This is a genomic window from Eisenbergiella sp. OF01-20 (assembly GCF_003478085.1).
GTDB lineage: Bacteria > Bacillota > Clostridia > Lachnospirales > Lachnospiraceae > Eisenbergiella.
Map to the genome: position 1 here is coordinate 35,164 of NZ_QUES01000023.1, position 25,533 is coordinate 60,696.

Annotated in this window: 22 protein-coding genes and 2 tRNA genes; 3 read left to right on the forward strand and 21 right to left on the reverse strand. The window is 47.6% G+C overall.

Features of this window, described 5'->3' with window-relative positions; translation table 11 throughout:
• Positions 1–12: 12 nt before the first annotated feature.
• The 6 genes from DXA36_RS21845 to DXA36_RS21870 all read right to left on the reverse strand — a co-directional run bounded on the left by DXA36_RS21845 (position 13) and on the right by DXA36_RS21870 (position 6,099).
• Positions 13–1,134, reverse strand: coding sequence for a sensor histidine kinase (locus DXA36_RS21845; protein ID WP_243114710.1), 1,122 nt, complete (start codon positions 1,132–1,134; stop codon positions 13–15).
• A gap of 72 nt (positions 1,135–1,206) precedes the next feature.
• Positions 1,207–1,857 carry a potassium channel family protein gene (locus tag DXA36_RS21850; RefSeq protein WP_118681571.1) on the reverse strand — a complete coding sequence of 217 codons (651 nt, stop codon included), beginning with the start codon at positions 1,855–1,857 and terminating at the stop codon, positions 1,207–1,209.
• Between the two features lie 9 nt (positions 1,858–1,866).
• The gene (locus DXA36_RS21855) at positions 1,867–3,216 is read right to left on the reverse strand and encodes a TrkH family potassium uptake protein (RefSeq protein WP_118681572.1); all 1,350 of its coding nucleotides are present in this window, start codon (positions 3,214–3,216) and stop codon (positions 1,867–1,869) included.
• 84 nt (positions 3,217–3,300) lie between these two features.
• On the reverse strand, positions 3,301–3,825 hold the full coding sequence (locus DXA36_RS21860) for a hypothetical protein (protein ID WP_147366634.1): 525 nt from the start codon (positions 3,823–3,825) through the stop codon (positions 3,301–3,303).
• Positions 3,826–4,006: 181 nt separating this feature from the next.
• Complete coding sequence (locus DXA36_RS21865) at positions 4,007–5,377, reverse strand: ATP-binding protein (protein ID WP_118681574.1); 1,371 nt, start codon at positions 5,375–5,377, stop codon at positions 4,007–4,009.
• Positions 5,374–6,099 carry a LytR/AlgR family response regulator transcription factor gene (locus tag DXA36_RS21870; protein ID WP_118681575.1) on the reverse strand — a complete coding sequence of 242 codons (726 nt, stop codon included), beginning with the start codon at positions 6,097–6,099 and terminating at the stop codon, positions 5,374–5,376. Before DXA36_RS21870 ends, DXA36_RS21865 begins: the two co-directional genes overlap by 4 nt.
• 182 nt (positions 6,100–6,281) lie before the next feature.
• Between DXA36_RS21870 and DXA36_RS21875 the strand changes: the two genes are divergently transcribed.
• From DXA36_RS21875 to DXA36_RS21885, 3 genes are all read left to right on the forward strand, one after another.
• Positions 6,282–6,674 carry a hypothetical protein gene (locus DXA36_RS21875; protein ID WP_118681576.1) on the forward strand — a complete coding sequence of 131 codons (393 nt, stop codon included), beginning with the start codon at positions 6,282–6,284 and terminating at the stop codon, positions 6,672–6,674.
• Between the two features lie 6 nt (positions 6,675–6,680).
• On the forward strand, positions 6,681–6,878 hold the full coding sequence (locus tag DXA36_RS21880) for a hypothetical protein (RefSeq protein ID WP_118681577.1): 198 nt from the start codon (positions 6,681–6,683) through the stop codon (positions 6,876–6,878).
• A 159-nt stretch (positions 6,879–7,037) separates the two neighbouring features.
• A complete protein-coding gene (locus tag DXA36_RS21885) occupies positions 7,038–7,658 on the forward strand; it encodes a flavodoxin family protein (RefSeq protein WP_118681578.1) in 621 nt (206 codons plus the stop codon).
• Positions 7,659–7,794: 136 nt separating this feature from the next.
• On the opposite strand, the gene DXA36_RS21890 is transcribed toward DXA36_RS21885, so the two are convergent.
• The 15 genes from DXA36_RS21890 to DXA36_RS21955 all read right to left on the reverse strand — a co-directional run bounded on the left by DXA36_RS21890 (position 7,795) and on the right by DXA36_RS21955 (position 25,430).
• Positions 7,795–9,132: an SPFH domain-containing protein gene (locus DXA36_RS21890; RefSeq protein ID WP_118681579.1), complete on the reverse strand. Its 1,338-nt coding sequence runs from the start codon at positions 9,130–9,132 to the stop codon at positions 7,795–7,797.
• Between the two features lie 157 nt (positions 9,133–9,289).
• The gene (locus DXA36_RS21895) at positions 9,290–10,405 is read right to left on the reverse strand and encodes a GGDEF domain-containing protein (RefSeq protein WP_182479205.1); all 1,116 of its coding nucleotides are present in this window, start codon (positions 10,403–10,405) and stop codon (positions 9,290–9,292) included.
• 160 nt (positions 10,406–10,565) lie between these two features.
• Positions 10,566–12,488 carry a glycoside hydrolase family 36 protein gene (locus tag DXA36_RS21900; RefSeq protein WP_182479206.1) on the reverse strand — a complete coding sequence of 641 codons (1,923 nt, stop codon included), beginning with the start codon at positions 12,486–12,488 and terminating at the stop codon, positions 10,566–10,568.
• 1 nt (position 12,489) lies between these two features.
• On the reverse strand, positions 12,490–14,208 hold the full coding sequence (locus tag DXA36_RS21905) for an amylo-alpha-1,6-glucosidase (protein ID WP_118681582.1): 1,719 nt from the start codon (positions 14,206–14,208) through the stop codon (positions 12,490–12,492).
• 41 nt (positions 14,209–14,249) lie between these two features.
• Complete coding sequence (locus tag DXA36_RS21910; RefSeq protein ID WP_118681583.1) at positions 14,250–15,077, reverse strand: carbohydrate ABC transporter permease; 828 nt, start codon at positions 15,075–15,077, stop codon at positions 14,250–14,252.
• A 2-nt stretch (positions 15,078–15,079) separates the two neighbouring features.
• Positions 15,080–15,982, reverse strand: coding sequence for a carbohydrate ABC transporter permease (locus DXA36_RS21915; RefSeq protein WP_118681584.1), 903 nt, complete (start codon positions 15,980–15,982; stop codon positions 15,080–15,082).
• A gap of 133 nt (positions 15,983–16,115) precedes the next feature.
• Positions 16,116–17,540 carry an ABC transporter substrate-binding protein gene (locus DXA36_RS21920; RefSeq protein ID WP_118681585.1) on the reverse strand — a complete coding sequence of 475 codons (1,425 nt, stop codon included), beginning with the start codon at positions 17,538–17,540 and terminating at the stop codon, positions 16,116–16,118.
• A gap of 195 nt (positions 17,541–17,735) precedes the next feature.
• The gene (locus DXA36_RS21925) at positions 17,736–19,184 is read right to left on the reverse strand and encodes a response regulator transcription factor (protein ID WP_182479207.1); all 1,449 of its coding nucleotides are present in this window, start codon (positions 19,182–19,184) and stop codon (positions 17,736–17,738) included.
• Entirely contained in the window at positions 19,177–20,997 is a 1,821-nt protein-coding gene (locus tag DXA36_RS21930; protein ID WP_118681587.1) for a cache domain-containing sensor histidine kinase, read from the reverse strand. Before DXA36_RS21930 ends, DXA36_RS21925 begins: the two co-directional genes overlap by 8 nt.
• Positions 20,998–21,167: 170 nt before the next feature.
• A complete protein-coding gene (locus tag DXA36_RS21935; RefSeq protein ID WP_182479208.1) occupies positions 21,168–21,983 on the reverse strand; it encodes a sugar phosphate isomerase/epimerase family protein in 816 nt (271 codons plus the stop codon).
• Between the two features lie 186 nt (positions 21,984–22,169).
• Positions 22,170–22,514, reverse strand: coding sequence for a winged helix-turn-helix domain-containing protein (locus DXA36_RS21940; protein ID WP_118681589.1), 345 nt, complete (start codon positions 22,512–22,514; stop codon positions 22,170–22,172).
• Between the two features lie 119 nt (positions 22,515–22,633).
• On the reverse strand, positions 22,634–22,855 hold the full coding sequence (locus tag DXA36_RS34445) for an acyltransferase domain-containing protein (protein WP_182479212.1): 222 nt from the start codon (positions 22,853–22,855) through the stop codon (positions 22,634–22,636).
• A gap of 110 nt (positions 22,856–22,965) precedes the next feature.
• Positions 22,966–23,049 (reverse strand) — tRNA-Leu (locus DXA36_RS21945).
• A 47-nt stretch (positions 23,050–23,096) separates the two neighbouring features.
• A tRNA-Tyr gene (locus DXA36_RS21950) sits at positions 23,097–23,178 on the reverse strand.
• A 92-nt stretch (positions 23,179–23,270) separates the two neighbouring features.
• Entirely contained in the window at positions 23,271–25,430 is a 2,160-nt protein-coding gene (locus DXA36_RS21955; protein WP_243114711.1) for a glycoside hydrolase family 13 protein, read from the reverse strand.
• Between the last annotated feature and the right edge of the window lie 103 nt (positions 25,431–25,533).

Genomic DNA, 25,533 nt, shown 5'->3' on the forward strand with positions numbered 1-25,533 from the left:
TTTCCTTTCCGTTCATTTTGCTCCAAAGGGCAGGAAAAACCGGAAGCTTGCGCCTCCTTCTTCCCTGTTGGCGGCTTCAATGCGCCCGCCGTGGGCGGTCACAATCGCTTTGCAGATAGCCAGTCCCAGGCCTATCCCCTTTCCGGTATCCCGGCTGACCGGGCGGAAGGTTACAAACTCATCAAATATCCGATCCTTTATTTCCGCTTCAATACCTGTCCCGTTATCCTCCACATAAAACCACACACCCTTTTCATCGGTTTCGGCCTTAATGAGTATAACCCCGTCCTCCCTGGTATGCTTTATCGCATTATCCAAGATATTAACCAGCACCTGGACAATCATTTTCCCGTCCATTTCCACCAGAAGCATTTCTTCAGGAATGTCGATTTCCACCCGGCGCAGCTTTCTTCTGCCCTTCACATAAGCCAGGGCATTGGTGATCACATCCTCCACGGCCTCCGGCTTCTTCTCCACCACCAGCTTACCGCTGTCGATTTTCGTCATGTTCAATATATTCTCCACCAGCTGGATCAGCCAGTCCGCCTGTTCATTGATATCTTTTCCCAGGCTCATGATGCTGTCCGGATCCATCTTGTCCCCCGACTCCGCTATCAGGCTGCTGGCCCCGGCAATACCGGTGAGAGGCGTACGCAGATCATGGGAGATACTGCGCAGAAGATTGCTGCGCATCTGTTCCTTTTCCATGGCGAACTTAATCCGCTCCTGCTCCATGGTCAGCTGCTCCGCCAGCTGCTCGTTCTTCCGGGCAACTTCCACCTGCTTGCGGAACCGGACCGTCAGATTGGAGGAAATCAATGCCGCCACCAGGAAAAAGAGCAGAAGGATGACATCATCCTGGTTGGAAATAGAAAAAGTCCGCACCGGCTCCGTGAACAGATAATTAAAAACCATCACGCTCACCACCGAAGCGGTCACCCCATACGGATAGCCGTTCGTGCAGTAGGCCACCAGAAGCACCCCCACAATGAACAGCATCAGAATATTTTCCTTTCCTATCCCCAGCCAATGCAGCAAAAAAGAAAACAGAGAGGTAATGAGCATAATACCGGCCAGGCGGCCGGCATACCGGATTTGATGCATTCCGAAATACCTTTCCATTTTCTTTTTCACAATAAATCCTCCCAAACCTCCTGCGGATTAACTCCTGTAAAGGGTTCCGCCAGTTATCGTTATCCCCTTATTTTATAGATGTTTGAGAATTTTATCAATATCTTTTTTCTTTCCGATGACCATCAGATGCTCTTCCGCCCGGAATACATGGTCGGCTCCCGGCAGAAAACTGGTGATTCCGTTGAGCCTGGTGCCTATGATGCTGCTGTTCAGCCTGGCCCGGAAATCCACTTCCCCGATGGTTTTCCCCACCCATTCCCGCAAAGGCGGAATTTCATAGATGGAATATTCCTCGTCCAGTTCAATGTAATCAAATACATTATCCGCGGAGTACCTGACCGCTATCCTCTCCGCAATATCTTTTTCCGGATAAACCACCGCGTCCGCGCCGTTGCGGAGCAGGAACTTGGCCTGGATATCACGGGTCGCCTTGCTTATCACATGCCTGGCCCCCGCCTCCTTCAAAAGGCTGGTAATTTCCAGGCTGCTCTGGAAATTGGTGCCGATACAGACAAAGCAGAGATCGAAATTTCCCACCCCCAGGCTGTGCAGCACTTCTTCATTGGTACAGTCCCCTATTTTGGCATTGGTAACCAGAGGAAGCAGATCCTCCATGGCTTCCTCCCTTTGATCCACAATCATGACTTCATTATTCAACTGCAGCATTTTACGGCACAAATGCTGCCCAAACCGTCCCATTCCTATAATCAGTACTGTTTTCATAGTTAACCTTTATCCTATCATTACTTTTTCTTCCGGCAGCTTCACCGGGGCCACTTTTTTCCGTTCCATAAAGGACAGGGCAAAGGACATGCTGCCGATCCGCCCGCAATACATCAAGAGGACAATGATAATACGGCTGGCAGCGCTCAGATCCCGGGTAATTCCCGTGGACATCCCTACGGTACCGATAGCGGAGAACACCTCAAACACCACATCCTCCATTAAAAGATGAGGCTGGAAATAGGGTATGGCTATGGATGCCACAATAGCCATAAACAGGCTGATTACCGCCACGTCGCTGGCTTTTCTCACCGCATCGTCCTCCAGCCTGCGTTCAAAGATATTGCATCCTCTGGCCCCTCTGAGGTTGGACCATACATAAATCAAAAGAACCACGATGGTGGTGGTTTTAATACCTCCCGCTGTGGATCCGGGGCTTCCCCCGATGAACATTAAGAGCACGGTAAGCATTTTGGAACTGGTGGTAAGGCCCGCCGTATCTATGGTATTAAAACCCGCCGTCCTTGCTGTCACGGAGCTGAATGCGGAGGTAAGTACGATTTCCTTGCCGGACATCCCTGCCATCAGGCCGTCTTTTTCAAACAGATAAATAAAAAGAGCGCCGCCTGTTATAAGTATTGCCGTACAGGAAAGAACTATTTTGGTATGCAGCTTATATTTTTTAATATGAAATTTATTCCTGCAGATATCATCCCATACAAAGAACCCGATACCGCCCACCACAATCAATGCCATGATCGTGACATTGATCAGTGTGTCGTCCGCATAGGCGGTAAAGGAAGAATAAGGCCCTTTGCTGGTCCCCATCAAATCGAAGCCCGCATTACAGAACGCGGAAACCGCATGGAAAATACCGAAGTAAATCCCCCGAAGGATTCCGAACTCCGGTACAAACCGGATCATAAGCAGCAATGCCCCGGTCAGCTCAATCAACGCCGTACCGATAAGTGCCTTGCGCACCAGGCGCACCACTCCGCCCACCTGGCTGGTATTCATACTCTCCTGCAGGATTCCCCTTGTCTTAAGGGATATCTTTTTATTCAGGAACATGGCGAACAATACACCGATGGTCATAAAGCCCAAACCGCCCACCTGTATCATAAGCAGAATCACACACTGCCCGAACAGACTCCAGTAGGAAGCCGTGTCCACCACAACAAGCCCGGTCACGCAGGTAGCGCTGGTTGCCGTAAACAAAGCGGTAAGGGGCGTAGCCATCTCACCGCTTTTCGTGGCAATGGGAAGCATCAGGACGAGCGTCCCCAAACCAATTACCAGAAAATATCCCAAAGCAATAATCTGCGCTTGTGTCAATTTATTTCTGATATAATGAAACATTTCCTTATCCTTTTCCTTTTGCTTTATTTCTTCCGGGAGCCGCCTCCCCCTTCGGACATGACGGCGGAGATTCCGGGCGTGCAGTTATCCGTTGCCGGCATACTGTCTGATAAACAGATGATAAAGCCCTTCCGGGGTTGCCCCTGCCTTTTCCAGAACCCGTATGCGGTTTTCCAGGAAAATCCCCCGGTTTCCCGATTCATTGCAGATCCCATATAACTGCTCCGCCCCGGCCATACGGTTTGCCATACCGCACAGCAGAAGGTTATGGTAATCCGAACCATCCAGGGCAAACACCGCCATTCCCGGCGCACCCGCCACCTCATGCCAGCGGGAGGACACCGCCATCAGCTCTTCCCTCGCCCTGTCGTCAAATTCGGGAATCCGCAGGCAGCTGACACCGTTCTCTTTCAGCTTTTCTTCAAACAGGATTGCCAGTTCCCCTTCCCCGCCAATCAGGACCTCATAATCATCATCCGGCACCGCATCCTTGGGCCTGAAACGGTAGCCTTTTACAATGTCATTCATCTGCCCGGTAAACACGAAACCTACGATGAGCAGATAAGCCGTTAACGCGGCCAGTAATAAAATATTTGTGAAAATGGTCATTTCATAATCGCCTCCTCGCCTTTTTTCCGGCGTGTACATTGCTTCCGTCACGGAAAAAGGATGCCAGCCTAAACTCTTTTCTTAGCTTAAGCATAGCATCCCCGGCATTAAGATAGTCTTAAGATTCCCTATCTGGCATTAAGATTGTAATAAGATAAAAAAGGCGCATAAACACTGGGTTTCAGACATGTTTCACGTCATCTGCGAAGGTTTCCGGAACCGTTTTTAATAATACGGAAGCGTAAAATACGCCGTCTTTCTGCGCAAATTCCACCGTCCCCCCGTAACGGGCTGCAAGCTCCCGCACGGAAGCCGTTCCGATTCCGGTCCCTTCCCTTTTCGAAGATAGGGGTATCCCCTGTTCAAACCCGACCTGCGCCGTGCAGGTGTTGTCCGTCAGGATCAGCAGCGATGAACCGCCCCTCCTTTTCAACCTGAGCCTTATAAACCTCCGTTCCGCCGTCTCCCTCCGGCAGGCCTCCACCGCATTTTCCAGAAGATTCCCCAAAAGTACGGTAATATCCGTATCGGATACCGGACAGTCCCGGGGATAATCCACGCCCGCCTCGAACTCAATTCCGCCGTCCCGGGCCAAAGACGCATAATAACAGACTATGGCATTCACTGCGTCATTTACGCAGTACCGTTCCCTTGTATCAGGGGGCAGCTGGTTTCTATAAAGATCAATGTAATCCGCAAGCCCCTCCTTATCCTCCCTGTCAATATATGACTGCACCACGGCCAGATGCTGCCGCAGATCATGGCGTGCTCTGCGCATTTCGTCCCTGTGGGAGGCCAGCGCGTCAAACTGCTTTTTCTGGACCTGCAGGCTCCTGTCCGCATACTTCAGGGCTTCTTCCAGCTGCGTCCGGGCATGGGAGACTTCCAGCACTTCAAATGCCACATAAGACACATAGCAGGCGCCCAGCAGCATGAGATAACGGGATACCAGAAACTGCCAGGAGGCGAAGGCATATACCTCCGTTACCGTACAGTAGAGCATACCGAACAGGGTGGAAAACAAAGGGATTTTCCACAGATGCCGCCACATGGCCTTATTGTCCATTTTCAGCGCGTCAGCTATGGTATGGCTGAAAAAATGGGACAGGAACGGAAAGGTTATCAGGTAAACGATTATACGGGCGATATTATAGACCATGTATGGGTGCCTGTCAGAGAATTCATAAAAAAACCGGCTTTCGATAAAGTTGGCATTGCCGAGCACAAAAAACTGCCACGCCAGAAACAGCAGCCAGGTAAACATCAGTTTAGGGAAACTGTCCCGGATCAGCAGGAACGCAAAGCCCAGGAAAAGCAGAAGAAAACAGTAGCGGGTAATCGTCGTCCACTTCACTGCCATCTCATAACCGCCCTGGTTGATCACATAAAATACACCGCTGTATACCGACGAGACGACGAACTGCAGCAGGACGATATACCGGAAGGGAAGGCGGAGCCTGTCACGGAACAGCCAGTAACGCGGCAGTGTAAAGGGGATGGCATCCAGAAAGGGGAACAGCAGTACCATCAGTGTATCCATAAACCTCATCATAGCAGAACATCCTCCCTTTCCCGCCGGAACAGATAAGCACTGAATAACGCTTCCAGCTTCTTTTTCTCCCGTCTGGCAAATGGTATTCTCACTCCTGTATCCATCAGGAAATCCAATCCGTCAATCCGCTCCACCCGTTCCGCATTGACGATACACCCCTTATAACAATTCAGGAACTGAGGAAAGGCCGCCAACAGACAGCTCAGCTCACTGATGGATATGCGGAACCGCAGGATACCCCGCCTGTCCGTGTGAATCTGGATATAATGCTCGTCCCTGTCACACCAGAGGATTTCACGCAGGAGGATTTTTTCCTGCTCCACACAGAGGAACCGCGCATCCCGTATTTTACCAACTCCTGCCAGATCCATAGTCTTTTTAAAGGCTTCATACTCGTAAGGCTTTACCAGATATCCGCATGCACGCACACCGTAGCTCTCAACAGCATGACTTTGACTGGTGGTAACAAACACCAGCGCCGCCAGTTTATCCTTTTCCCTGATCTTCTGCGCAGTTTCAATTCCGGAAAGCCCCGGCATATATTGATCGATAAATATCATATCCCATACTTCCGGCATAAAACAGGACAAAAAATCCTCCCCGCTGGAAAAATCATCTATCACAGGCGTTTCCCCTGCATAACTTTCATTCAGATATCGGCACAAACATTTCCGTATTTCCTCTCTGCCAAGGTATAAGTCGTCAATGACAGCGACTCTCATGTCCCCATTCCCCTCTCTGTTCCCAAGCCTGGTATTACACTTATCATTTTACAGGAACCGCACCACGGCTGCAACGCAAAATCCGGCCAAAAATTACAAGTTCCGGCCACCTTATTGCTTATCTTTCCGTATTCTACTATTTTAATAATAAGAGAGCACGCATACCGGAAAGGAGGGAACCTATGTGGAATACGATTGTCTGTGACGGCAATGCCGCGGAGCGGGATCTGCTCATGGAATCCGCCCGGCATTGTTTTGAAGGGAAAAATATAAAGGCACACATAACCGGCTGTGCAGACTGGCAGGAGCTTGAGAGTATCGTAACGCACGCTTTTCCGGATATTGTAATCATAGCCCAGGACGGTGTGGACGGCTTGAACACCATTACCAGCGCAAGACTTTTATCCCGTAAAATCATATGGTTTTCTGATTTGGATTTTGGGCTTCAGGCATACCGCCTGTGCGTCCCATTCTTTTGCAGAAAGCCGGTCTCGGAGCAAAAGATGGAGCAGGCATTGTCCCGGCTCATGGAGCTGATTACGGAAAACAGGAAAATAGAAGAAAAGGAGCAGTGATGCTTAATGGAACATACCTTTAAAATAACCATATCCGCCGATGCACATCACAGCTGGCAGGGAGTGCTGCAGACAGAAAGCGGCGTCTGTTCCTTTAACAGTGAACTCGAGCTTCTGCAGAAAATGGCAACGCAGGTAGATGCCGGGGAACCGGACTGCTCAGACTGGAAAAAGGATGCCTGCATCGATAACACGTCCCTATGACCCCCAGACGGGTTTTGTGTTGAATTTTTTTCCAATGATGCATATACTATAAGTGACACCGGCTCCCGCACCTCATATCCATGTGGCCCGGGGAGTTATTTTCGTATCCGGAAATCTTTTATACGGACCAACAATTACGTGGACAGGAGTACATAAATAATGAAAGTTTTATTAATCAACGGAAGCCCTCATGAAAAGGGCTGTACTTACACCGCCCTTTCGGAAATCGCTTCTGAGCTGAAGGAATGCGGGATCGATTCCGAAATTTTCCATGTGGGCACCGCTCCGGTACGGGGCTGTATGGGCTGCGGCGGCTGTGCCGGAAAGGGCAGATGTATCTTTGAGGATACCGTTAACACGGCAATAGAAAAAGCATCCCGGGCGGATGGTTTTATCTTTGGTTCCCCCGTCCATTATGCATCCGCAGGCGGCGCTGTCACTTCCTTCCTGGATCGGATGTTCTATGCGGGGAAAGCGAATATGGTGTATAAACCCGGCGCCGCAGTCGCCAGCTGCCGCCGTGCCGGCTCCACCGCCACCCTTGATCAGCTGAATAAATATTTTACCATATCCAACATGCCTCTGGTAGGTTCCTCCTACTGGAATATGGTCCATGGGAATACCCCGGAGGAAGTGCTTCAGGATAAAGAAGGCCTTCAGACGATGCGAAATCTGGCCCGCAACATGGCCTGGCTGCTGCATTGTATCGAAGCCGGTAAAAAAGCGGGGATCGCCGTTCCGCTCCCGGAAACAGGAAATACCACCAACTTCATACGTTGACCTCTTTTCCTTTTTGCGCGGACAATAACGCCGGGAACAGAGATCCCGAAAAAAAGAAAGCAGAATGATGTGCCTGCCGGAAACGCTGTCGTTCTTCCGCCTGCATCTTTCTGCTTTCTTTTTATCCATTGATACCTTATCTTATATCGCCGTCATCGAAGGGATCGCCGCACTCCGGACAGAATTTGGGGGGATGCGCCGGATCCTCCGGCTCCCATCCGCATTTGTCACACTTGTAAAGCCTGGCTCCTGCCGGTTTCTGTTTGCCGCATTCGGAACAGAACCTGCCTTTGTTTACCGCTCCGCAGGAACATACCCAGCCATTCTCCCAAGGCCTGGGCTTTCCGCACTCGGAACAGAATTTTCCGGTATTTCCGGCGGCACCGCAGCTGCAGTTCCAGCTTCCTGCCGTATTGTCCTGCCTGCCGGCCGCTGTCCCTGCCAAAGTCTCCTGCTGCCGGTTCTGCTGTCCCATTTCAAAAAGCTGCCCGGCATTGATTCCGCCCGCGTTAGCTGCCATATTCATCCCTGCAAAGGCCATCATGGGGCCGGTGGCTTTATTACCCGCGGCCGTCTTCATAGCGTCTGCCTGCGCACCGGTAATGGTTGCCGCCGCCATATTGGGATCCCGGAGCACAGCCGCCTTCTGCAGCTGCTTGATCATATCTTCATCCTCTTCCGAGGCTTTCACGCTGCTTACCCCGAAGGAAGCCAGGGCAATTCCCCGAAGCTTCACCCATTTTTCCGAAAGAACCGTATTCAGGGCGGATGCTATTTCATCCGTATGGCCCGGCAGCGAGCTGTAACGGATCCCCATATCCGAAATCCTCGCAAAGGCAGGCTGCAGAGCTGTCATCAGCTCACTTTTCAGCTGGCTGTCCAGATTCTCCCTGGAATAAGCCCCTTCCACATTTCCGCATACATTCACATAAAAACAGATAGGATCCACAATCCGGTAGGAATACTCCCCGTGGCAGCGGATCGCTATATCGATATCCAGCCCGATATTCCTGTCTACCACCCGGAAGGGCACCGGATTCGCCGTTCCGTATTTATTTCCCACAATTTCTTTTGTATTGAAGAAGTATACCCTCTGATCCTTGGGTGCTTCCCCGCCAAATGCGAACCGGATGCCGAAGGTTTCAAAGGAGCGCCTCACATTCTCCCCCAGATCCCCGAAAAATACTGAAGGTTCGCTGGACGTATCGTAAACGTATTCACCTGGCTGCGCACAGACATCCACTACCTTTCCCTGATCCACGATCATCATACACTGCCCTTCATTGACCGCGATGACCGATCCGTTGGAGATGATGTTATCGCTTCCTTTTTTATTGGAACCTCTTTTGGAGGTTTTCCTGCTTCCTTTTACCGCAAGGATATTGGCCGGAATCGAATCACAATAAAAATACTCTTCCCACTGATCCGCCATTACCGATGCTGCCGACTGTACTGCCGCTCTGATTAATCCCATATAGACCTTCCTTTCCGTGTCTGCTGATCCAGCGAATGCATTCCGCTGCCGATGTGTGCCGGGAATCTGTTTTTATTATATGATACTGTCCCTGTTTTTGCAAAGGAAAAACCCGCCGGGCACCCATAAATAACTGCCCTGAAAATGCAAAATACAATCAGGCATCCTTTTTGCCGTCGGAACCTTTTTGGGCCGCTTTCATTTTCATTTTATTATTATACATGTAACGATCCATTTCCTCCGTAGCCTTATGCAGATCTCCATCCCGGTATTCTATAACCCCGTAAGCGAAGGAAAGCGTAATTGCGTTCACTTTACCGCAGTTTGACGCAATCAGCTTTAACTCATCCTCCAATTCCTCCCTGCACCACCTGCCGACCACTATGATGAACTCATCTCCTCCATAGCGGTAAAGCTTCTTTCCCTGTACAGGAATGGACAACAAAGCCTGAGATACACTTATAATAGCCTGATCCCCCGCCTCGTGGCCATAAGAATCGTTAATCGCTTTCAGCCCGTTCATATCTATCATAGCCAGGGTGACAGACTGCCCATTCCCTATGGATTCCAGCCTCTTTGTATAGGCCAAGCGGCTGTAAATCCCTGTATGTGAGTCGAACAATACCTTTAAAATAGTAATCAGCAAAAAGTAGGTCAACAGCATTACAGCTGTGGTACTCCATATCATGTAACGGATGACAAACACGATTTCAAGAGCACAGGCACCTGCAATTGCTATCCCCGCACAGAGCAGGAATATTGTCTCCAGCCTGCGTCCGGGCGTCTCCTGCCGTGAGGCCGTATATAAAATAAAGGCTACATAAAAGGCTGATGAAAAAAAAGGCAGTAAAAATAGCGGCCCTCTGCTATAAATGTTTCCAGGCGCCACCCAAAGCACCTGCCCCGTCCAGAAGCTTCCTAACGATAACAGCGCGTTAACTATTGCCGGCAGGCACTGCAGCCATCCCATACGGACAAGCTGGTTACGCCTGTATATCCACAACAGTACCAGCGGCGAAAGAGGAGCCGCTGCAAACTGCATCGCGCTTGTTAAAAAACGCAGGCGCCACCATTCTCCTGTCGTAATGGGGCTGACACAGCGATCCACCCAGGTGGAAAAAAGCATCAGACCTACTACTCCAAGCTCCATCAAAAACAAGTTCTTTTCCTGACGTGTCAGAAGCTGATCGGTTACTAAAATAATAGAAAAAAAGAGAAGCAGGACAACAGGGGCATAATAAGCTTGCAAAGCTTCCAAAAACATTAATTTCATAATTATTACCATCCCCAATATGATACAAAAAGTATAGCACAAAACATTTTTATTGTTCACTGCTTTTTGCTAATTTTTGAATTAAAATAAAAACCGGAATCACATGCGGTATGATTCCGGTTATACTTACCCACTTGTTATGTATTGAACGTTTAAAGCATTACTCCAGGTTATTCCATAATCTTTCATAATCAACAGAAACCTGCGTTTCTTGTGTTACGATAAACAGACGGCAGTCATGAGAAGGAATCGTAACTACCAGCTGCTTTTTCCACAGTTCTTCTTTTTCACCAGTCCTGAACCGGAAAACATGCCAATCGGAAGGAATCCCAAGCTTTTCCAGAGCATATACCCCATTCAGCTTGACTTCGGTATTATTAAGGATAAATACGATCCCTTTTTTCTTTTCTTTATGTACCATGACGATTTCCGGCCGTTCTTCGGAAAGAAAGGGTAAGGAAGGCTTCCTTCTCCTGTCCGGCTTTATGAATTCGAAAAGCTTATTCCTGCCGGCCGCTATCCGGTGAAGGGGATCGGATGTATAAATACAGCCGCCGGATACAGCTGCCAATAAGGCCAGGCTGTTAATTTCCCGGTCTGTAAGACGTATCTGGAAATCCCGGAGCATAACCGCATCCGGATCCGTCTGGTAAAAATGGTGATTGGCATAATTGTTCCCTGTCAGGCAGCGTATCATATTCCGGGGACCGAATCCGCCATCCCAGCTGGAGCCTACATCCCCTCCGATCCGCATACCGTCGGCATATCCCACAAAGGGGAGAAAAGGCGCTATACAGCCAAGCCAATAGCTGTCTTCCCCTATGGCTTCCCGGATCATCTGTAAATAATCCCGATAGTATTCGACGGACGTTTTACCGGGACTGTATCGTTTTACGCGGCTGCTGTCCTGAAGCCCCCAGAGCATAAAATCCGTTTTAAACATCCGCGCGCCCCATTTTCTGAAAGTGGTAAAAACATGCCTCATATAAGACATGGCATCCGGGTGGGAGGTATCCAGGCAATAATACTCTTCATCCTGATATCCCCAGGGCTTTGGTTCATTGTCCGTAATCCATAGCCTGACAGGCATTCCCTCCCAATCGTGCAATACCCAGTCCGGATGCTCGCTGTACAGCCGGCTTCTGTTGCCAACCATAAAAGCACCTACCCAGATTCCGGGAATATATCCGGCCTCTTTTATTTCTTTAAAAGCGGTTTCAAGCCCTTCCGGGAATCTCTCACCCGGTTCCAGCCAGTCCCCGATAGCCGTACAATACCCCACATCCAGCTGGAAATATTTCATATCCTTACCGCACTTTACATCGGCAAAGCCCTCCAAATATTCCTTCAGCTGTATACGGTCGAAATTCTGATAACAATAATACCAGGAACACCAGTGATACGCAGGAGGCATAAACAGCCTGGCGGACATATTCCGTCCGATTTCTTCCGCCGCCCTTTCCAGACCTTCCTCCATGGACGCTGTTAAAAGGAACTTTACCCGTTCAAAAACCACCTGTTCTCTGTTGGTATTTTCCATTCTTACATCGAAAGACAGTTGCATTACCGTTTCCAGGTTCCGGTTACCGCTTCCGTCCGTATAGGTATTCTTCTCACAGGCATCCAGTTCGCATACCGTTTCATAATGCTTCTGAGAGGCGGTATATATGGTCAGGAATTCCTTCTTAAACTGTAAAGAACATAATCCATAGCTTACAATTGTCCCTTTTTTCCGTATACTGTCTCTTCCGTAATAACCGGTATCCCCGCCCATGCCCTCCGCAGCCTGGTAAAAACCGTCCGCTGCCGTATCCGCCCTATAAAAGAAATGCAAGGTATGGACAGGACCTCTATAGTTTTCCAGAGCATATTCCAGTCCGAAGCTGTCTTTTTCTTCCTCCTGCAGGCTGCAGGATATATTCCCGTATTCCGTTACCCATACGACTTTCTTTTCTTCTTTAAGGATCTGCAATACATGGAGGGAATGCCCGTCTATGCCGGGATACATATTTCCGATAAGGCAGGAGGAACCGCTGCATACCGTAAGGCTCCTGTCCTTCTCTATTCTGCACGTTACCCCCATCTCAACATTCCTCCCCCAGATATTCATGTGCCATAACCAGCATAACACTCGCCGTCCAGGTATATGCACGATCCCGCAGGCCATCCCCCGTCTGTGCATCAAAATTTTCAGCACAGCCGCTCTGCTGTACCATTTTACAAAAACGGCGGGTTATATCCCGGACAAACACCTTTTCTCCGCATTCCCAAAGCCCGTCAGCCAGCAGCATCGTGCTCGGTGCCCATATCGGCCCTCTCCAATAGCCGTCCGCTTCATATAAGTCACTGGACGGACTTTCCGTAGCCAGTCCATAACCGGTAACAAATGTGTCACTTTTCAGCTGCTTTATCAGGTATTCCTTACAATCCGCCGGAAGCGCTTCCCCAAGTACGATAGGCAGATATAAAATCAGGCTGCAGTTTTCTACCTCTTCCCCGGTAACCGTCCTGACAGCGCGGGGCCTTCCGTTTATAAAAAGCTTATCCAACATACGGACACGCATATCGCCGGCCCGTTTCCTCCACATCATGCTATCGGCATTACGGCCGGTCTGTTCTGCCAGATAACCCAGCTCTTCCATTTGGATGATAAGGAAAGCGGCCAAATCCGGAAGGGTAACAGGGGGCAGCATACGGAAAGCCGTGGAATTATCCCAGCCGGAATCATTCCCATGTGTATATTCACAAAGCCCGTCTCCATCCTGGTCCCTGTAATTTAACCACCATTGTGTCCATTTTCCTATCTTTTCATAGGCTTCCTCAAGCTGCTCCATGTCCAGGTTCATAATCTTTCTTAACCGGCGGAAAGTCCAGCCATGAATGGGGGGTTTGCAATAATTATCAATAATTATGGAATCATTAATGCTGTCGGGGATTCTCCCCGTCGGGCTTTGCTGATCGAACAGTATCATAAACTGATCCCATGCATCAAGCGGATTATCATACGCCAGTGCCAGCGCATTAAAACAGTGATCCCAGCTCCATACATTGCACATCCAGTTTTTGGACATAAACATGGCATCTCTCTTCAGGAATCCGCATTTCTTTACTATGCTGCTCCAGTTAACATATGCCGCCTTTTCCCTGGCATCCTCATATGCAGCAGGCACAGTGGGCATGGAATGATAAAAACGCCGGAAATCATCTCTTGTATGGTTACATATCTCATCCATATCGTAGGAACGGCGGCGGTTAATCCAGGAATCCCTGACCTCTTCCAAAACCAGCAGAAATTCCTCTTTTTGTTCACAAATGTCCAGCCGGCAGTATTCCGAATTACTCACGTTCCATTCCTGCTGCAATGTAATGCTTCCCGCCTGGTTAAACAGCATATATCTCATATAGTTTTTAAAGCAGTCAGCCATATACCAGGTATCCTCACCGGAAAGAACCGGCTGGATAAAGTCAAAGGCATCCCCCGGCAGGAAATCCAGTCCGATGCCGATCCCCTCTCCCTTTCCCCCAAGCAGAAGCGTATCGGAATCCGCAAAGGCCAGTGTAATCGTCCCGTCCTCCAACAGCAGCTCCACCTTCTCCGGCTGTGCCTCTATCCGGTATGTACAGATTTTCCCCTTGTGCAGGGGAACTATCCTTGCCACATAAGGTGTTTTCGCATTTCCATGGACCGTTCTGAGATACAGGCCTTCCTCCAGCCCTGAACCCCGGAAATTTTTTCCACAGTAAGATACTGCCATATAGCTTCCTCTCATGCTGAACGGTACTTCTTTTAAATCCAGATTCATAACTTCCCTCTCCTTTTCAATCCATAAATTTGTTCTTCCCCTTATCCCTTCAGGCCGGAAAAGGTAATCCCCTCAATAAAATATCTCTGTGCCATAAAGTATACTACAATCATAGGCAAAGTAATAACAGAAGATAACGCCATCAGCAGATTCCACTCGCTCACATGCTGTCCCATAAAATTCTGCAGGGCGAGGGATACCGTTTTCAGGTTTTCCTTATCCAGATACAACAGGGGGCCCATAAAGTCATTCCAGGTATTCATAAACGTAAATACTCCCACGGTACATAAGACCGGTTTTGCCATGGGAACTATGATCCGCAGATAGATCACAAAGTAATTCGCTCCGTCCACTAAGGCCGCTTCATCATATTCTTTCGGTATCCCTGCATAAAACTGTCTCACCAGGAATACATGAAAAGCGCTTCCGAAAAAACAAGGCAGTGTCAGCGGGACAAAAGTATTGTATGCCCCCACAGCCTGCCAGATAAGGAACTGAGGGATCATCAGTACGGTCTGGGGGATCATCATGGTAGACAGCAGCAGGGCAAACCACAGGTTTTTTCCTGAAAACCGCAGCCGGGAAAACCCGAAAGCAATAAAACTGGAACTGAGTATACTCCCCAGCATGTTAATAAGCACTATGATTGCCGAATTGACAAAGTATCTGGAAAAAGGCGCCCGTGCAAAGGCATCTTTAAAATTATCCAGATTATAATGGCTGGGAAGCCATTGGATAGGTACCGTCATAATTTCCCGGTTTGTCATAAAGGAACTGCGGACCATCCCGAAAAAAGGGAACAGCATCAGAACGGATATACCGAATAGCAAAATATAGGAAATAAGTTTCCCTCTGTTCTTTTTTTTCATGATTACTCTCCATTCTCATATATTACCCATTTATCCGAAGTCTTGAATACAACAGCTGTAAGCGCCGCAATAATCAGGAATAATACCCAGGACATGGCTGCCGAATACCCCATCTGCGATTGCTTGAATGCGGTGCGGTAGACAAGCAGGGAATAGAAAAGGCTGGCATTGGAAGGCCCTCCGTCCGTCATGATATAGGATTGGGTAAACGTCTGCATGGAACCTATAATCGCCATGACAAAATTATAGAAAATAATAGGGGTCATCATGGGAATGGTAATTTTCCGGAATTTGGCAAAAGCACCGGCGCCGTCAATTTCCGCCGCCTCGTATAGCTGCCTGGATACCCCCTGCAGCCCTGCCAGATAGATAACCACCGTATTACCTGCGGCCCAGACCGCCATTACGGCAAGCGACGGAATAACCTCCTTCGGGCTGAATATAAAGTTATGCGTATGCCCCCCGAACGCTTTTATAATACTGTTCAGCAAGCCATACATAGGGTTATATATGTACATCCAGATAGCGGAGCTGGCCACTACCGGTACGATGGAAGGGATATAAAATATGGTCCGGAATACGGACAGCCCCTTCACTTTTGTATTCAGCAGCATAGCTATCAGCAAAGGAACGCACGTTACCAGCGGGACGCTGAGCAGCGTATAATATGCCGTTACCTGAAGCGATTTGATCACAAGCGGATCCTTAAAAAGATTCAGATAATTCTTCAGGCCAATGAACTCCTGGGGCGTTATCACATCCCATTTTGTAAGACTAATCCACATGCTGAACAGCATGGGGCCAAAATTAAAGCAAAGCAGACCGATAATTGCAGGGGCTATAAAGAAATATCCCCACTTCAGCTGCGTTCTGTCCTTTAACGACATCCTTTTCTTTCTTTTCATGATTTCTCTTTGTCCTCCAGTCCAAGCCCGGCCTTTTACGGATCGGGCATCCTGCACTATTTATTTATTCCCGCGGGCAACGAGCCAAACGGATGCACGAGTGCATCCACTTGGCGACTGCCGCGAGGGTTATTTATTTCCAGTAACCATCTATACTGTCGGACAAATCCAGCGATTCCAGAGCTTCTTTGGCAGATACCTCTCCCAGCCACACATTGTCCAAGGCCGGAACTATTGTATTATCCACGATAACAGGGAAATTCTTTACTCTGACATTATCGCCCAGCACCGTACTTTCGGCCTGCAGAATATTTTTAAACGCTTCACACATCTGTGCCGCATCCACCTTGGTATAAGTGGATATCCATTTCTGTTCATTTTCCCCTCCGTCAAATACCTCCAGTGTGTGAGGAAGGCCGCCGAGAGAAACTCCCTGCTCCAAAGCCGCCTGTATGGAATTGGTAAAGTTGGTAAAATACTGATAGAAATCAAATGCTTCCTTCTTATCTGCAGCGGCAGGCGACATACATAATCCCGCTGTCCAGCTGATATCTGCAGGATGTTTAAACGCCGGAATAGGAGCCACACCTACATCAAAACCTTCGTTGGTATAGTTGGCAAGCGCCCATCCGCCGTCAATTACCATAGCAACCTGCCCGTTCATTAACATGGCAGATGCATCGGAAAAAGCGCCTTTCGCCATGGCACTGGAGGGTGCGCAATGAATCACATTCCCCAAATCGGCAATAGACTGAATCACCTCGATACCGGCTTCCGACCGGATCCCAAGCTCTGTGCCTTCTTCGTTAAGTATGCCTACATCGTTCGTGTGCAGCAAAGCGATATACTTCGTCCAGTCCGTTGGCATCATGGTGCCATATACGGTGATATTATCCGGGTCAAAGCCTGCATCCCCAGGGCCGTTGCCATTGCTGTCTTTGGTTATTTTTTTGGCGTTTTCCACAAATTCATCCCATGACCAGGGCTTTGAGGCATCTGTGGAAGGAAGCGCTATTCCGTTCTGTTCCAGAAGCTCTTTATTATAATACATGCACATTGTCGTTACATTATATCCCACTGACCATACATTTTCATCTGTGGAAAAAATGGCGGAATCCACAGAAACATCGGACGGATTAACACCCGCCTCCTCATATAAAGGCTTCAGGTCCAGCAGCGCCCCCTTTTCTCCCCATTCGAAAACATTTCCTTCGGGAAGATTAAAAATATCCGGCATACTACCCGCTGCCGCCATTGTATTGATTTTACTCAGATACTCCGCATACGGGATATAATTTTCTTCAATATCAATATCCGGATTTTCTTTTTCATATTGTGCTACAATTGCCTTGTCAAATTCCTGCTCGGCATCCGAAGCCCACATATAAAAAGTGACCTTCTTCTTTTCCCCTGCCGAACGGTCGGCCTGTGATGCTTCTGTCTGTCCCGGTTCTGCCGCACTCCCGGCAGTTGATGCACTTCCACCGCCGCTCCCGCATCCCAGACATGTACATACCATACAAATTCCCACAAACAATACCAGTAACTTCTTTTTCATTTTTCAACCTTCCCCTTTCCTATCAGTTATTATCTTCGTCGACATGTATATAATATTAATTTATAGAAGCCTTTTCTAGTACAATATTGTCATGAGAATAGCACAATATTAGCTCTGTGCGGTTATTATCCTGTAATACAGGGCAAAAAAAACAGAAAGCCGCATGGTTTCATGCACACTTTCTGTATCCTTCTTTTATTCTCCGCCGCAGATATTCCTGTATTCCCGCGGTGTCAAATCATAAACCTTTTTAAAGCTTCTGGCAAAATAGTTCGGGTCATTATAACCGACCATCATTGCTATATCGGAAATAGAAAGGGGCGAGGATTCCAGAAGCTCTCTCGCCTTTTTCAGCCTCATATTTTCCAGATACTGCATCACGGTACAATTCTTTTTTTCCTTAAACCGTTTTGCCAGATAAGTCGGAACCACAAAAAACTCTCCCGCCAGTTCACTTAGATTAATTTCTTCTTTATAATGCTGTCCGATATATAGTATGACCTTATCGACCAAATCACTTCTCGACAGGATTTCTCCAATCCGGGTATTGATTTCCTCCGAATAGGCAGCGAGCCTGGCTATCATTTCTTTTTTATTTTCGAAAGCTGCCGTGGCAAAAGGAAACAGCTCCTGGCGCAGCCTGACGGGTAGCTGCAAATCATACTTTGTATATTTATTTGCTATCAATAATATAACCGACTGATATACCTGTTTAATTAAATTACAACTGGTTTCTTTTAAAAATACCGGTTTCATTATTTCATCCAGACATTCGGTATATTTGTTTTCCTTTACATTCTCCAATGCCGAATCAAAGGCTTCATAGAAAATGCCGGGCTTTTCATAAATTTGGTTTTTTATCTTCATAACCCGGTATTCCGGATGGTAAAACCGGATATTCAAGGTATCCTCAAACTGTCCGATCATCTCTTCCGGATTTCTGCATTTACCGGTCATATACACAATCTGGCAGGCATGGGAAAAACAATTTTTTCTTGTTATCGCTTCGATTTCCCTTCCAGAACAATTGTTTCCCTCCCAAATGAGCAGCAGGATATCCGTCACGCCGTAAAAACGAACGGCATTCCACCCCTGTCCGCCTTCCATAACCGCCAGTTCCTTTAAAAAAGACGCCGCCCTGCTGCCTATCTCTTTCCCTCTGATTAGGAAATACGTCCCTTCCGTATCCTTTTGTTTCTTCAAATGAAGGAAATCTGTCCAGGATCGTATGTTTTCTTCTTTTTTCTCTTCCTTGTCTCTTTCCTCTTCCAGCTGCCTGCAGACATCGCACAGCATATCTGAAAATTCCTGCTGCAGAATAGGTTTTTTAATATAGTTGATAACACCAAGCTGTATCGCTTTTTTCATATAAGCAAAGTCATCATAACCGCTGATTATTATAAAACGGGTCCGGGCCTCCGGATTCCGTTTCCTTATTTTTTCTATAAAATCCAGGCCGTTAACTACAGGCATATTAATATCCACGAAAAAAATATCAGGCTGTTCCTTTTCATAAAGCTCCAACGCTTCCACGCCATTGCCTGCCGTTCCCACCACTTCCAGCTCCATGCCGCTGCTGCGGATCCTCTGCATAATACTCTTAAGGACATATTTTTCATCATCGGCGATACCTATTCTATACATATGGTTTCTCTTCCCTTCTTTCCCCTTCTTCAGGGATTTCGAGTTCAATTCTTGTCCCATATCCCGCAGTGGAAATTATTTTTACATGGAAAGCTTCCCCGTATTCCAGATACATACGCTGTACCACATTTTTAATTCCTATATGGTTTGCTTCCGCCAGGCATTTCATGGGGTTTTCAAAAATACCGCGTATTTCTGTATGTAAAGACGCAAGCTGTTCTTCCTCCATACCGTTTCCATTATCCATCACCTCAATGTGAAGCTTATCATTATTCTGCCTTATCAAAATCGAGATACAGCACTCCTGCTGCTTTCTCTGAAATCCATGCTTAATTGAATTTTCCACTAACGGCTGCAGGATCGCTTTCAAAAATGGGGTATCCATCAGTTTGTCATCCACATCACAGAAATAGGAGAGATCATTTATTTTATATTTCATAATCAGAAGATACTGCATGGTATAAGCAAGCTCTTCCCGAAGTGTGATCCATTTGTTCTGTCTCAGATTATACCGGTACAGCTGGCCCAGAGTCTCACACACTTTTACAGCCGATTTTTCCTTTTTATTTAATATCAGGCTGTTTATAATTTCCAGAGTGTTAAAAAGGAAATGAGGATTAATCTGCCTCTCCAGAATTTTTATTTCCGCATCCTTCTGCAGTGCACTAATCATTTTATTTTTTTCTATTAAAGAAAAAATGGAGCCGGACATTTCATTAAAGCCATCTATCAGTTCGCCTATTTCATCAGAATACGTATTCTCCATCTGAATCCCTATATTATTGTTCCGTATTTCCAGCATGGCATCCGCACAGTCCAGGATAGGGTTGGTCAGATACCTGGATACCGCAGCCGCCACCACTATCAGCAGACATCCTACAAAAATAAGAACGCCCACAAATACAAAAACCATCATCGGATTGCTTATTTTCTGGAATTTTTCATCCACTACGGTAATCAGGTTCCATGTAAAAAAATCTGTTTCAATCTGTGTTTTAGAAACAAAAAAACGGTTTTCCGCCTTAACCACATGAAAAGGCATTGTCTTTATCTTCCCTTCCAGATCCGTATCCTCCGGCAGCCCGGAGCAATCAAGCCCTCCGTCCGGATCTTCCAGAGCAAGCCAGGTCCCTTCATAGCTTGTATCCAGCAGCTTATATATATTTTTTAATGGTATGGTAATAACCAGGAAACCGGTTCTTTCCAGCGTATTATAATCATGGACAACATAATAAATTGTCATATTCCATTCCGGATGATTCCTGTATATTCCTTTTTCGCTGCCTTCTCCTGTTTCCACATATTTTCCGTTTGCTAACAGCTCCTCATACCAATCCTTCTGCTCAATATCCACACTATAATCCAGCCGATAGCTGTCCGTCCCGGTTACCTTCGTCCCATTTAATGCAATGACGGCGAATTGGTTTCCCTCATACAACGTACTGAGGCTGCCAAGAAAAGCTCTGGCATTTTCCTCCATTTCCTGTCTGCGCTGAACGGATACGCTTTTTTTAAATATATCCTGCATCCAGTTACTGTAACAGATATTATAGGCCAGACTCTGCATATTTTCAAAATACCCCTTTATCCCCTCTTCTTTTTCAGCTTCGATACTCTTCACATGCTTAATAACCGTGCTTTTCCAGGAATTGCTGTATAGGATGCCAAATACCACCGATGTAAACAAAACCGCTCCCAGAAAAGTACACATTACGAAAGTAACCGTTTTCTTTTTTAGTCCCATATGCATAAAACGCGCCCTGATTTCTTCCGTAAAATGCCTGAATTCAGAACCTAATAATCCTTTTTCCACCTTCCTGCCCCCTTCCCAAATCCGATGAGTTCATTATAGCATTGCAGATCCGGCAATGCTACTACGGAAAGGATGTCTCCATTATCCATATTCTCTTTATATCACTATGCATAAAAAAAGGAACAGCTGTTTAAAAGCCATTCCTTTGATTCCATTTCACACATTGTTTTTTAATACTTCAGCCCTTTTACATGCGCGAGCGCCCTGTCATAGGTTTCCATATCCGGCAGATGCTCCAGCAGTACAGGAAGATCCCTGTCTAGATCTGCAATATGCCGCAGATACATCCCCAAATCCACACAGCCCTCTCCGGCAGGGACCTCATGGATAGCCACTGTGGTCCCGCTTTCCATTAAGCAGTCCTTCAGATGGCAGCTCCTGATGCGGCTGCCCAGCAGGGAAAAAGTCCTGTCCGCCAATTCCTCCTGGTGGGTATAATTCCAGGGATCCTTTATAAAATTCACCATATCCATATGGACAGCGAAGCTTTCCCTGTCCACATCCTTTACGAACTGCAGATACTGCTCCGGAGAATCCGGCAGCATCCACTGCATCGGCTCCAGCGCATAACAGGTATATTCCGGCTTTACGGTATCGCAGAGGCTTCGAATGAATTCCACATTTTCTTCGTACAGCTTTGGGGAATAATTATCCCCGTAGCAGCCGTACCATACGGTTCCCGCCGCTCCTGAAACATTCACACAGCACTCCGCCCGGACATAATCGGCAAGACGGAACTGCTCCAGACAGGCTTCCCTTGCCAGGCGAGCCTCCTCCGGTGCCGTATGGTGGGGCGAATTCCATACTCCTACCTCCGCAATCATAATGTCCCGTTCATGGGCCGCCTTGACATAAGCATCGATCACGGATACGGATGCCTTATAATTTACCGGAAAGGAAGCCGCCCGGTACCCCTTTGCAGCCAGAATATCCGCCCATTCCTCCGGCGTCCGGTGCGCCGGTACAGCATTCAAACCCAGTCTCATCTTATCATTACCCCCGTTCCCTATGGACTTTTTACCATTATATACGGTATCCGGTATGAGGTCAAAGTACAGGCCCACTTTATTTACAGATGACATAAAAAATATGGGCGCAATCAGGCTTTTACCGGCTACCGATAAACCCTGCCTATTAAAAAGGAGCAGCAAGAGAAGCTGCTCCAATGTATTTTAGTGAATATCTTTAATCTTCCAATAGCCTGTTTTTTTGGAACCAACCCTCATAATAATTTCTGCTTCCCGCAACTGTCTTGTTACACGCCTGACTGTGCTTTCGCTAATTTCTAATTTATCACTAATTTCTTTTGCTGTTATATATGGTTCATCTGCCAATATCAATAAAACTCTTTCCATTAATTCATTTAATCGGTCATTCCTTATAAAAGTTATTGGCTGCGGTTTTTCAAACGGGAACACTACCTTTATAAAATGATCCGATATATGAAATACACTAATCCTGTCGTGGTGAAAGAATATTACGGAGCGTGGTATGGATCCGTTTTGCATATAATTCATCTATCATAGCTGTTGTCATAGGTTGTAACTTTCCTACAACTATCGTATAGCCGACATCATGAAGGCAAAAAGACGGCATCCGCACATGACTTGGACACTTACCATTATACTATTCCCCTTTACAAATGAATCCCAAGTCCGTTCCCCAGCTTTTTCCCCTCCAGCAGATATTGCTTTGCCGCCGTCTGGAATTGCAGACGCCCCAGCCTGAACACCTTTAAATTCAAATGCAGGCTGAACCAGCCGTACTCATTTATCCCATATTCCCCATACTCCCGGAAGCAGTTTTCACACCAGTATGTTATATCCCGGAAGGTATCCCAATAAACTTTTTCCCCAATCCCGCGCTGTTGCTTGTTTCACGTTTTTTCATCCTCCCCCGATTTTATAGAAAAAGACTCTCTGTCAGCCATAATTGATTGACAGAGAGTCCTCATCCGTTATTATTAAGTGCCGGCAACCGGACTTGAACCGGTACGGGATTGCTCCCGAGGGATTTTAAGTCCCTTGCGTCTGCCAATTCCGCCATGCCGGCAGACCATCCGCAGCCTGTGTGCAGAAGCTGCACATGTCTGTGGATAATGGATGGAGGTGGATTCGAACCACCGAAGCAATTTGCAGCAGATTTACAGTCTGTCCCCTTTGGCCACTCGGGAATCCATCCATTTTCTATTGCCGGAGACGGATATCCGTCTCCAACAATATACATTTAACCATACCTTTATCGGAATTGCAAGAAATTTTTTCGGCTCGTTTTTAAATCCGAAACAGTTTGGACAAGCCGGAACTGTTACTTAAATCCACCGGTTTTCTGACAGGCTCATTCCTGTGCTGCAGGATGATGCCTGAAACGGGAGGCAGCGTCACCGTTATTTTCCCCGCGTTTACCGGATAAGACACCGGTTCTGTTTGGTATCCTTCCCTTCCGGTGAACATGAGCCTTGTCATTTCCGCTTCCCTGGGTATCCCCAGTTCCCAGACGGACAGCTCCTTCGTCATTTCATGGTCATTGTTGTTGATAAGTATGATGGAATGGTTATCTTTTGTAAAACGGGCGTAACCGATCATGTTGTAGCCGGTGAGCATCCATTTGATGGATCCGGTTTTGAATTCCTGGTTCTCCTTGTGCACACGGATGATATCCCTGTGGTAGGCTATCATCTCTTTATCCTCTCTTCCCCAGGGATACGTGCGCCGGTTATCCGGATCGGTGAAACCGCACAGCCCCGCCTCATCTCCGTAGTAAATGGTGGGTGCCCCGGGCCATGTCATCTGGATCAATACCGCTTCCCTCATTACCGCCCCGTCCACTCCCTGATTGGCCGCCTCCGGTCCCAAGGTATTCATACGGCCCACCTTTTTATTGGTGCGGGTCAGGAAACGGGAATGATCGTGGTTGGAAAGTTCATTCATGGCAACCTGCATGGATGGAGTGGCAAAGCAAGCGCTGTGGTAGCCCATGGCCCCCCAGAAGCTTTCCCCATTGCCGTACAGATCCTGCCGGTAGTCGTCGCTGTGCTTCTGCATCCCGGTAAGGAACCAGGTAACCGGTTCCATAAAAGCGTCATAATTCATCACCGTATCCCACTGATCCCCCTGAAGCCAGGAGGAAGGATCCCCGTAATGCTCCGCCAGTATAATCGCATTGGGATTGGCACTTTTTACGCTTCTGCGGAAGTCCCGCCAGAAACGGTGGTTAAAATCCGGGGAATGGCCCAAATCGGCAGCCACATCCAGTCTCCAGCCGTCTGCGTTAAAAGGAGGGGAAACCCATTTGGCGGCAATTTTCATAATGTATTCATAAAGCTCCCGGGAGCCTTCATAATTCAGCTTGGGAAGGGTATCATGGCCCCACCAGCCGTCGTAGGTAGGGTTATAAGGAAACCGGTTCTCATCGTGGAACATGAAATAATCATGGTACGGACTATCCCTGTCAATAAAAGCGCCCTTGGCATAACCTTCCCTGCCCTCGTAAATCCGTTCCCGATCCAGCCATTTATTAAAGGATCCGCAATGGTTGAACACACCATCAATAATGACGCGCATCCCTCGCCGGTGGGCTTCCCTTACCACCTTGATAAACAGCTCGTTGCTGGCCTCCAGGTTCGCCTTGTTGGTCACGCGGTTGATGTAACGGCCGGCAAAACGGTTTTCGTGCTGCCAGTCCGGAAGAAGATCCCCTTCTTCCGATACTATTTTACCTACATGGGGGTCAATATAATCATAATCCTGTATGTCATATTTATGGTTGGACGGCGATACGAACAGGGGGTTAAAGTAAATCACATCGATACCCAGATCCTGCAGATAATCCATCTTATCCAGGACACCCTGCAGATCCCCTCCGTAAAAATCCCTCACGTCCATCTGGGAAGGATACCGGTACCAGTCTTCCACCTTTCTGGATTTATCGCCGATATAATGGTATTCTCCCGTAAGTACATCGTTGGCGGGATCGCCGTTATAAAAACGATCCACATATATCTGATACATCACCGCACCTTTTGCCCAGGCCGGTGTGGAAAAACCGGGAATAATGCAGAAATGATAATGCTCCTCGGTCTGCTTTACCACGCCTCTTGTATCAAAATAGCACCTTGCTTTTCCCGACTGTACTTCAAAGTAATAGGTGATTTTATCGTTATCCAGCTGCTGCCGGTATTCGTAATAGTCAAAAAGAGAATCTGACGATGCTTTGAACATCAGATTCTTCTGGCCCTGACAGACAAAAAATACCCGGTCCAGATTGTTCTTTTTTGCCCGGAAGGAAATCGTCACTTCACTGTATGGTGCCGGTTCTGCCGGTGATATAAAATTTTCCGTGGTATCACTGAACAGAGCTCTTTTGCTGAGGACCGGCCGCATGCTGCTGATATACTGATGCTGTTCGCCCCGCAAAAACCGTTCAAAATTCATAATACAAACACCCTTGCTCTCATGCATTCCTTGGTACATACCCGGGAATGCCTAAATTTGGAGATATTCCTTCTCCATTGTAACGTAAAGCCCGCTTACATTC

Excerpts from the sequence above, each read along its gene's own strand:
- DXA36_RS21895 (WP_182479205.1), bottom strand. The coding sequence starts at position 10,405 with ATGAAATTAATGTTTTTGGAAGCTTTGCAAGCTTATTATGCCCCTGTT.
- DXA36_RS21875 (WP_118681576.1), top strand. The coding sequence starts at position 6,282 with ATGTGGAATACGATTGTCTGTGACGGCAATGCCGCGGAGCGGGATCTG.
- DXA36_RS21915 (WP_118681584.1), bottom strand. The coding sequence starts at position 15,982 with ATGAAAAGAAAGAAAAGGATGTCGTTAAAGGACAGAACGCAGCTGAAG.
- DXA36_RS21870 (WP_118681575.1), bottom strand. The coding sequence starts at position 6,099 with ATGAGAGTCGCTGTCATTGACGACTTATACCTTGGCAGAGAGGAAATA.
- DXA36_RS21905 (WP_118681582.1), bottom strand. The coding sequence starts at position 14,208 with ATGAATCTGGATTTAAAAGAAGTACCGTTCAGCATGAGAGGAAGCTAT.
- DXA36_RS21940 (WP_118681589.1), bottom strand. The coding sequence starts at position 22,514 with ATGAATTATATGCAAAACGGATCCATACCACGCTCCGTAATATTCTTT.
- DXA36_RS21880 (WP_118681577.1), top strand. The coding sequence starts at position 6,681 with ATGGAACATACCTTTAAAATAACCATATCCGCCGATGCACATCACAGC.
- DXA36_RS21910 (WP_118681583.1), bottom strand. The coding sequence starts at position 15,077 with ATGAAAAAAAAGAACAGAGGGAAACTTATTTCCTATATTTTGCTATTC.
- DXA36_RS21865 (WP_118681574.1), bottom strand. The coding sequence starts at position 5,377 with ATGATGAGGTTTATGGATACACTGATGGTACTGCTGTTCCCCTTTCTG.
- DXA36_RS21900 (WP_182479206.1), bottom strand. The coding sequence starts at position 12,488 with ATGGGGGTAACGTGCAGAATAGAGAAGGACAGGAGCCTTACGGTATGC.
- DXA36_RS21890 (WP_118681579.1), bottom strand. The coding sequence starts at position 9,132 with ATGGGATTAATCAGAGCGGCAGTACAGTCGGCAGCATCGGTAATGGCG.
- DXA36_RS21885 (WP_118681578.1), top strand. The coding sequence starts at position 7,038 with ATGAAAGTTTTATTAATCAACGGAAGCCCTCATGAAAAGGGCTGTACT.
- DXA36_RS21850 (WP_118681571.1), bottom strand. The coding sequence starts at position 1,857 with ATGAAAACAGTACTGATTATAGGAATGGGACGGTTTGGGCAGCATTTG.
- DXA36_RS21920 (WP_118681585.1), bottom strand. The coding sequence starts at position 17,540 with ATGAAAAAGAAGTTACTGGTATTGTTTGTGGGAATTTGTATGGTATGT.
- DXA36_RS21935 (WP_182479208.1), bottom strand. The coding sequence starts at position 21,983 with ATGAGACTGGGTTTGAATGCTGTACCGGCGCACCGGACGCCGGAGGAA.
- DXA36_RS21855 (WP_118681572.1), bottom strand. The coding sequence starts at position 3,216 with ATGTTTCATTATATCAGAAATAAATTGACACAAGCGCAGATTATTGCT.
- DXA36_RS21925 (WP_182479207.1), bottom strand. The coding sequence starts at position 19,184 with ATGTATAGAATAGGTATCGCCGATGATGAAAAATATGTCCTTAAGAGT.
- DXA36_RS21955 (WP_243114711.1), bottom strand. The coding sequence starts at position 25,430 with ATGAATTTTGAACGGTTTTTGCGGGGCGAACAGCATCAGTATATCAGC.
- DXA36_RS21860 (WP_147366634.1), bottom strand. The coding sequence starts at position 3,825 with ATGACCATTTTCACAAATATTTTATTACTGGCCGCGTTAACGGCTTAT.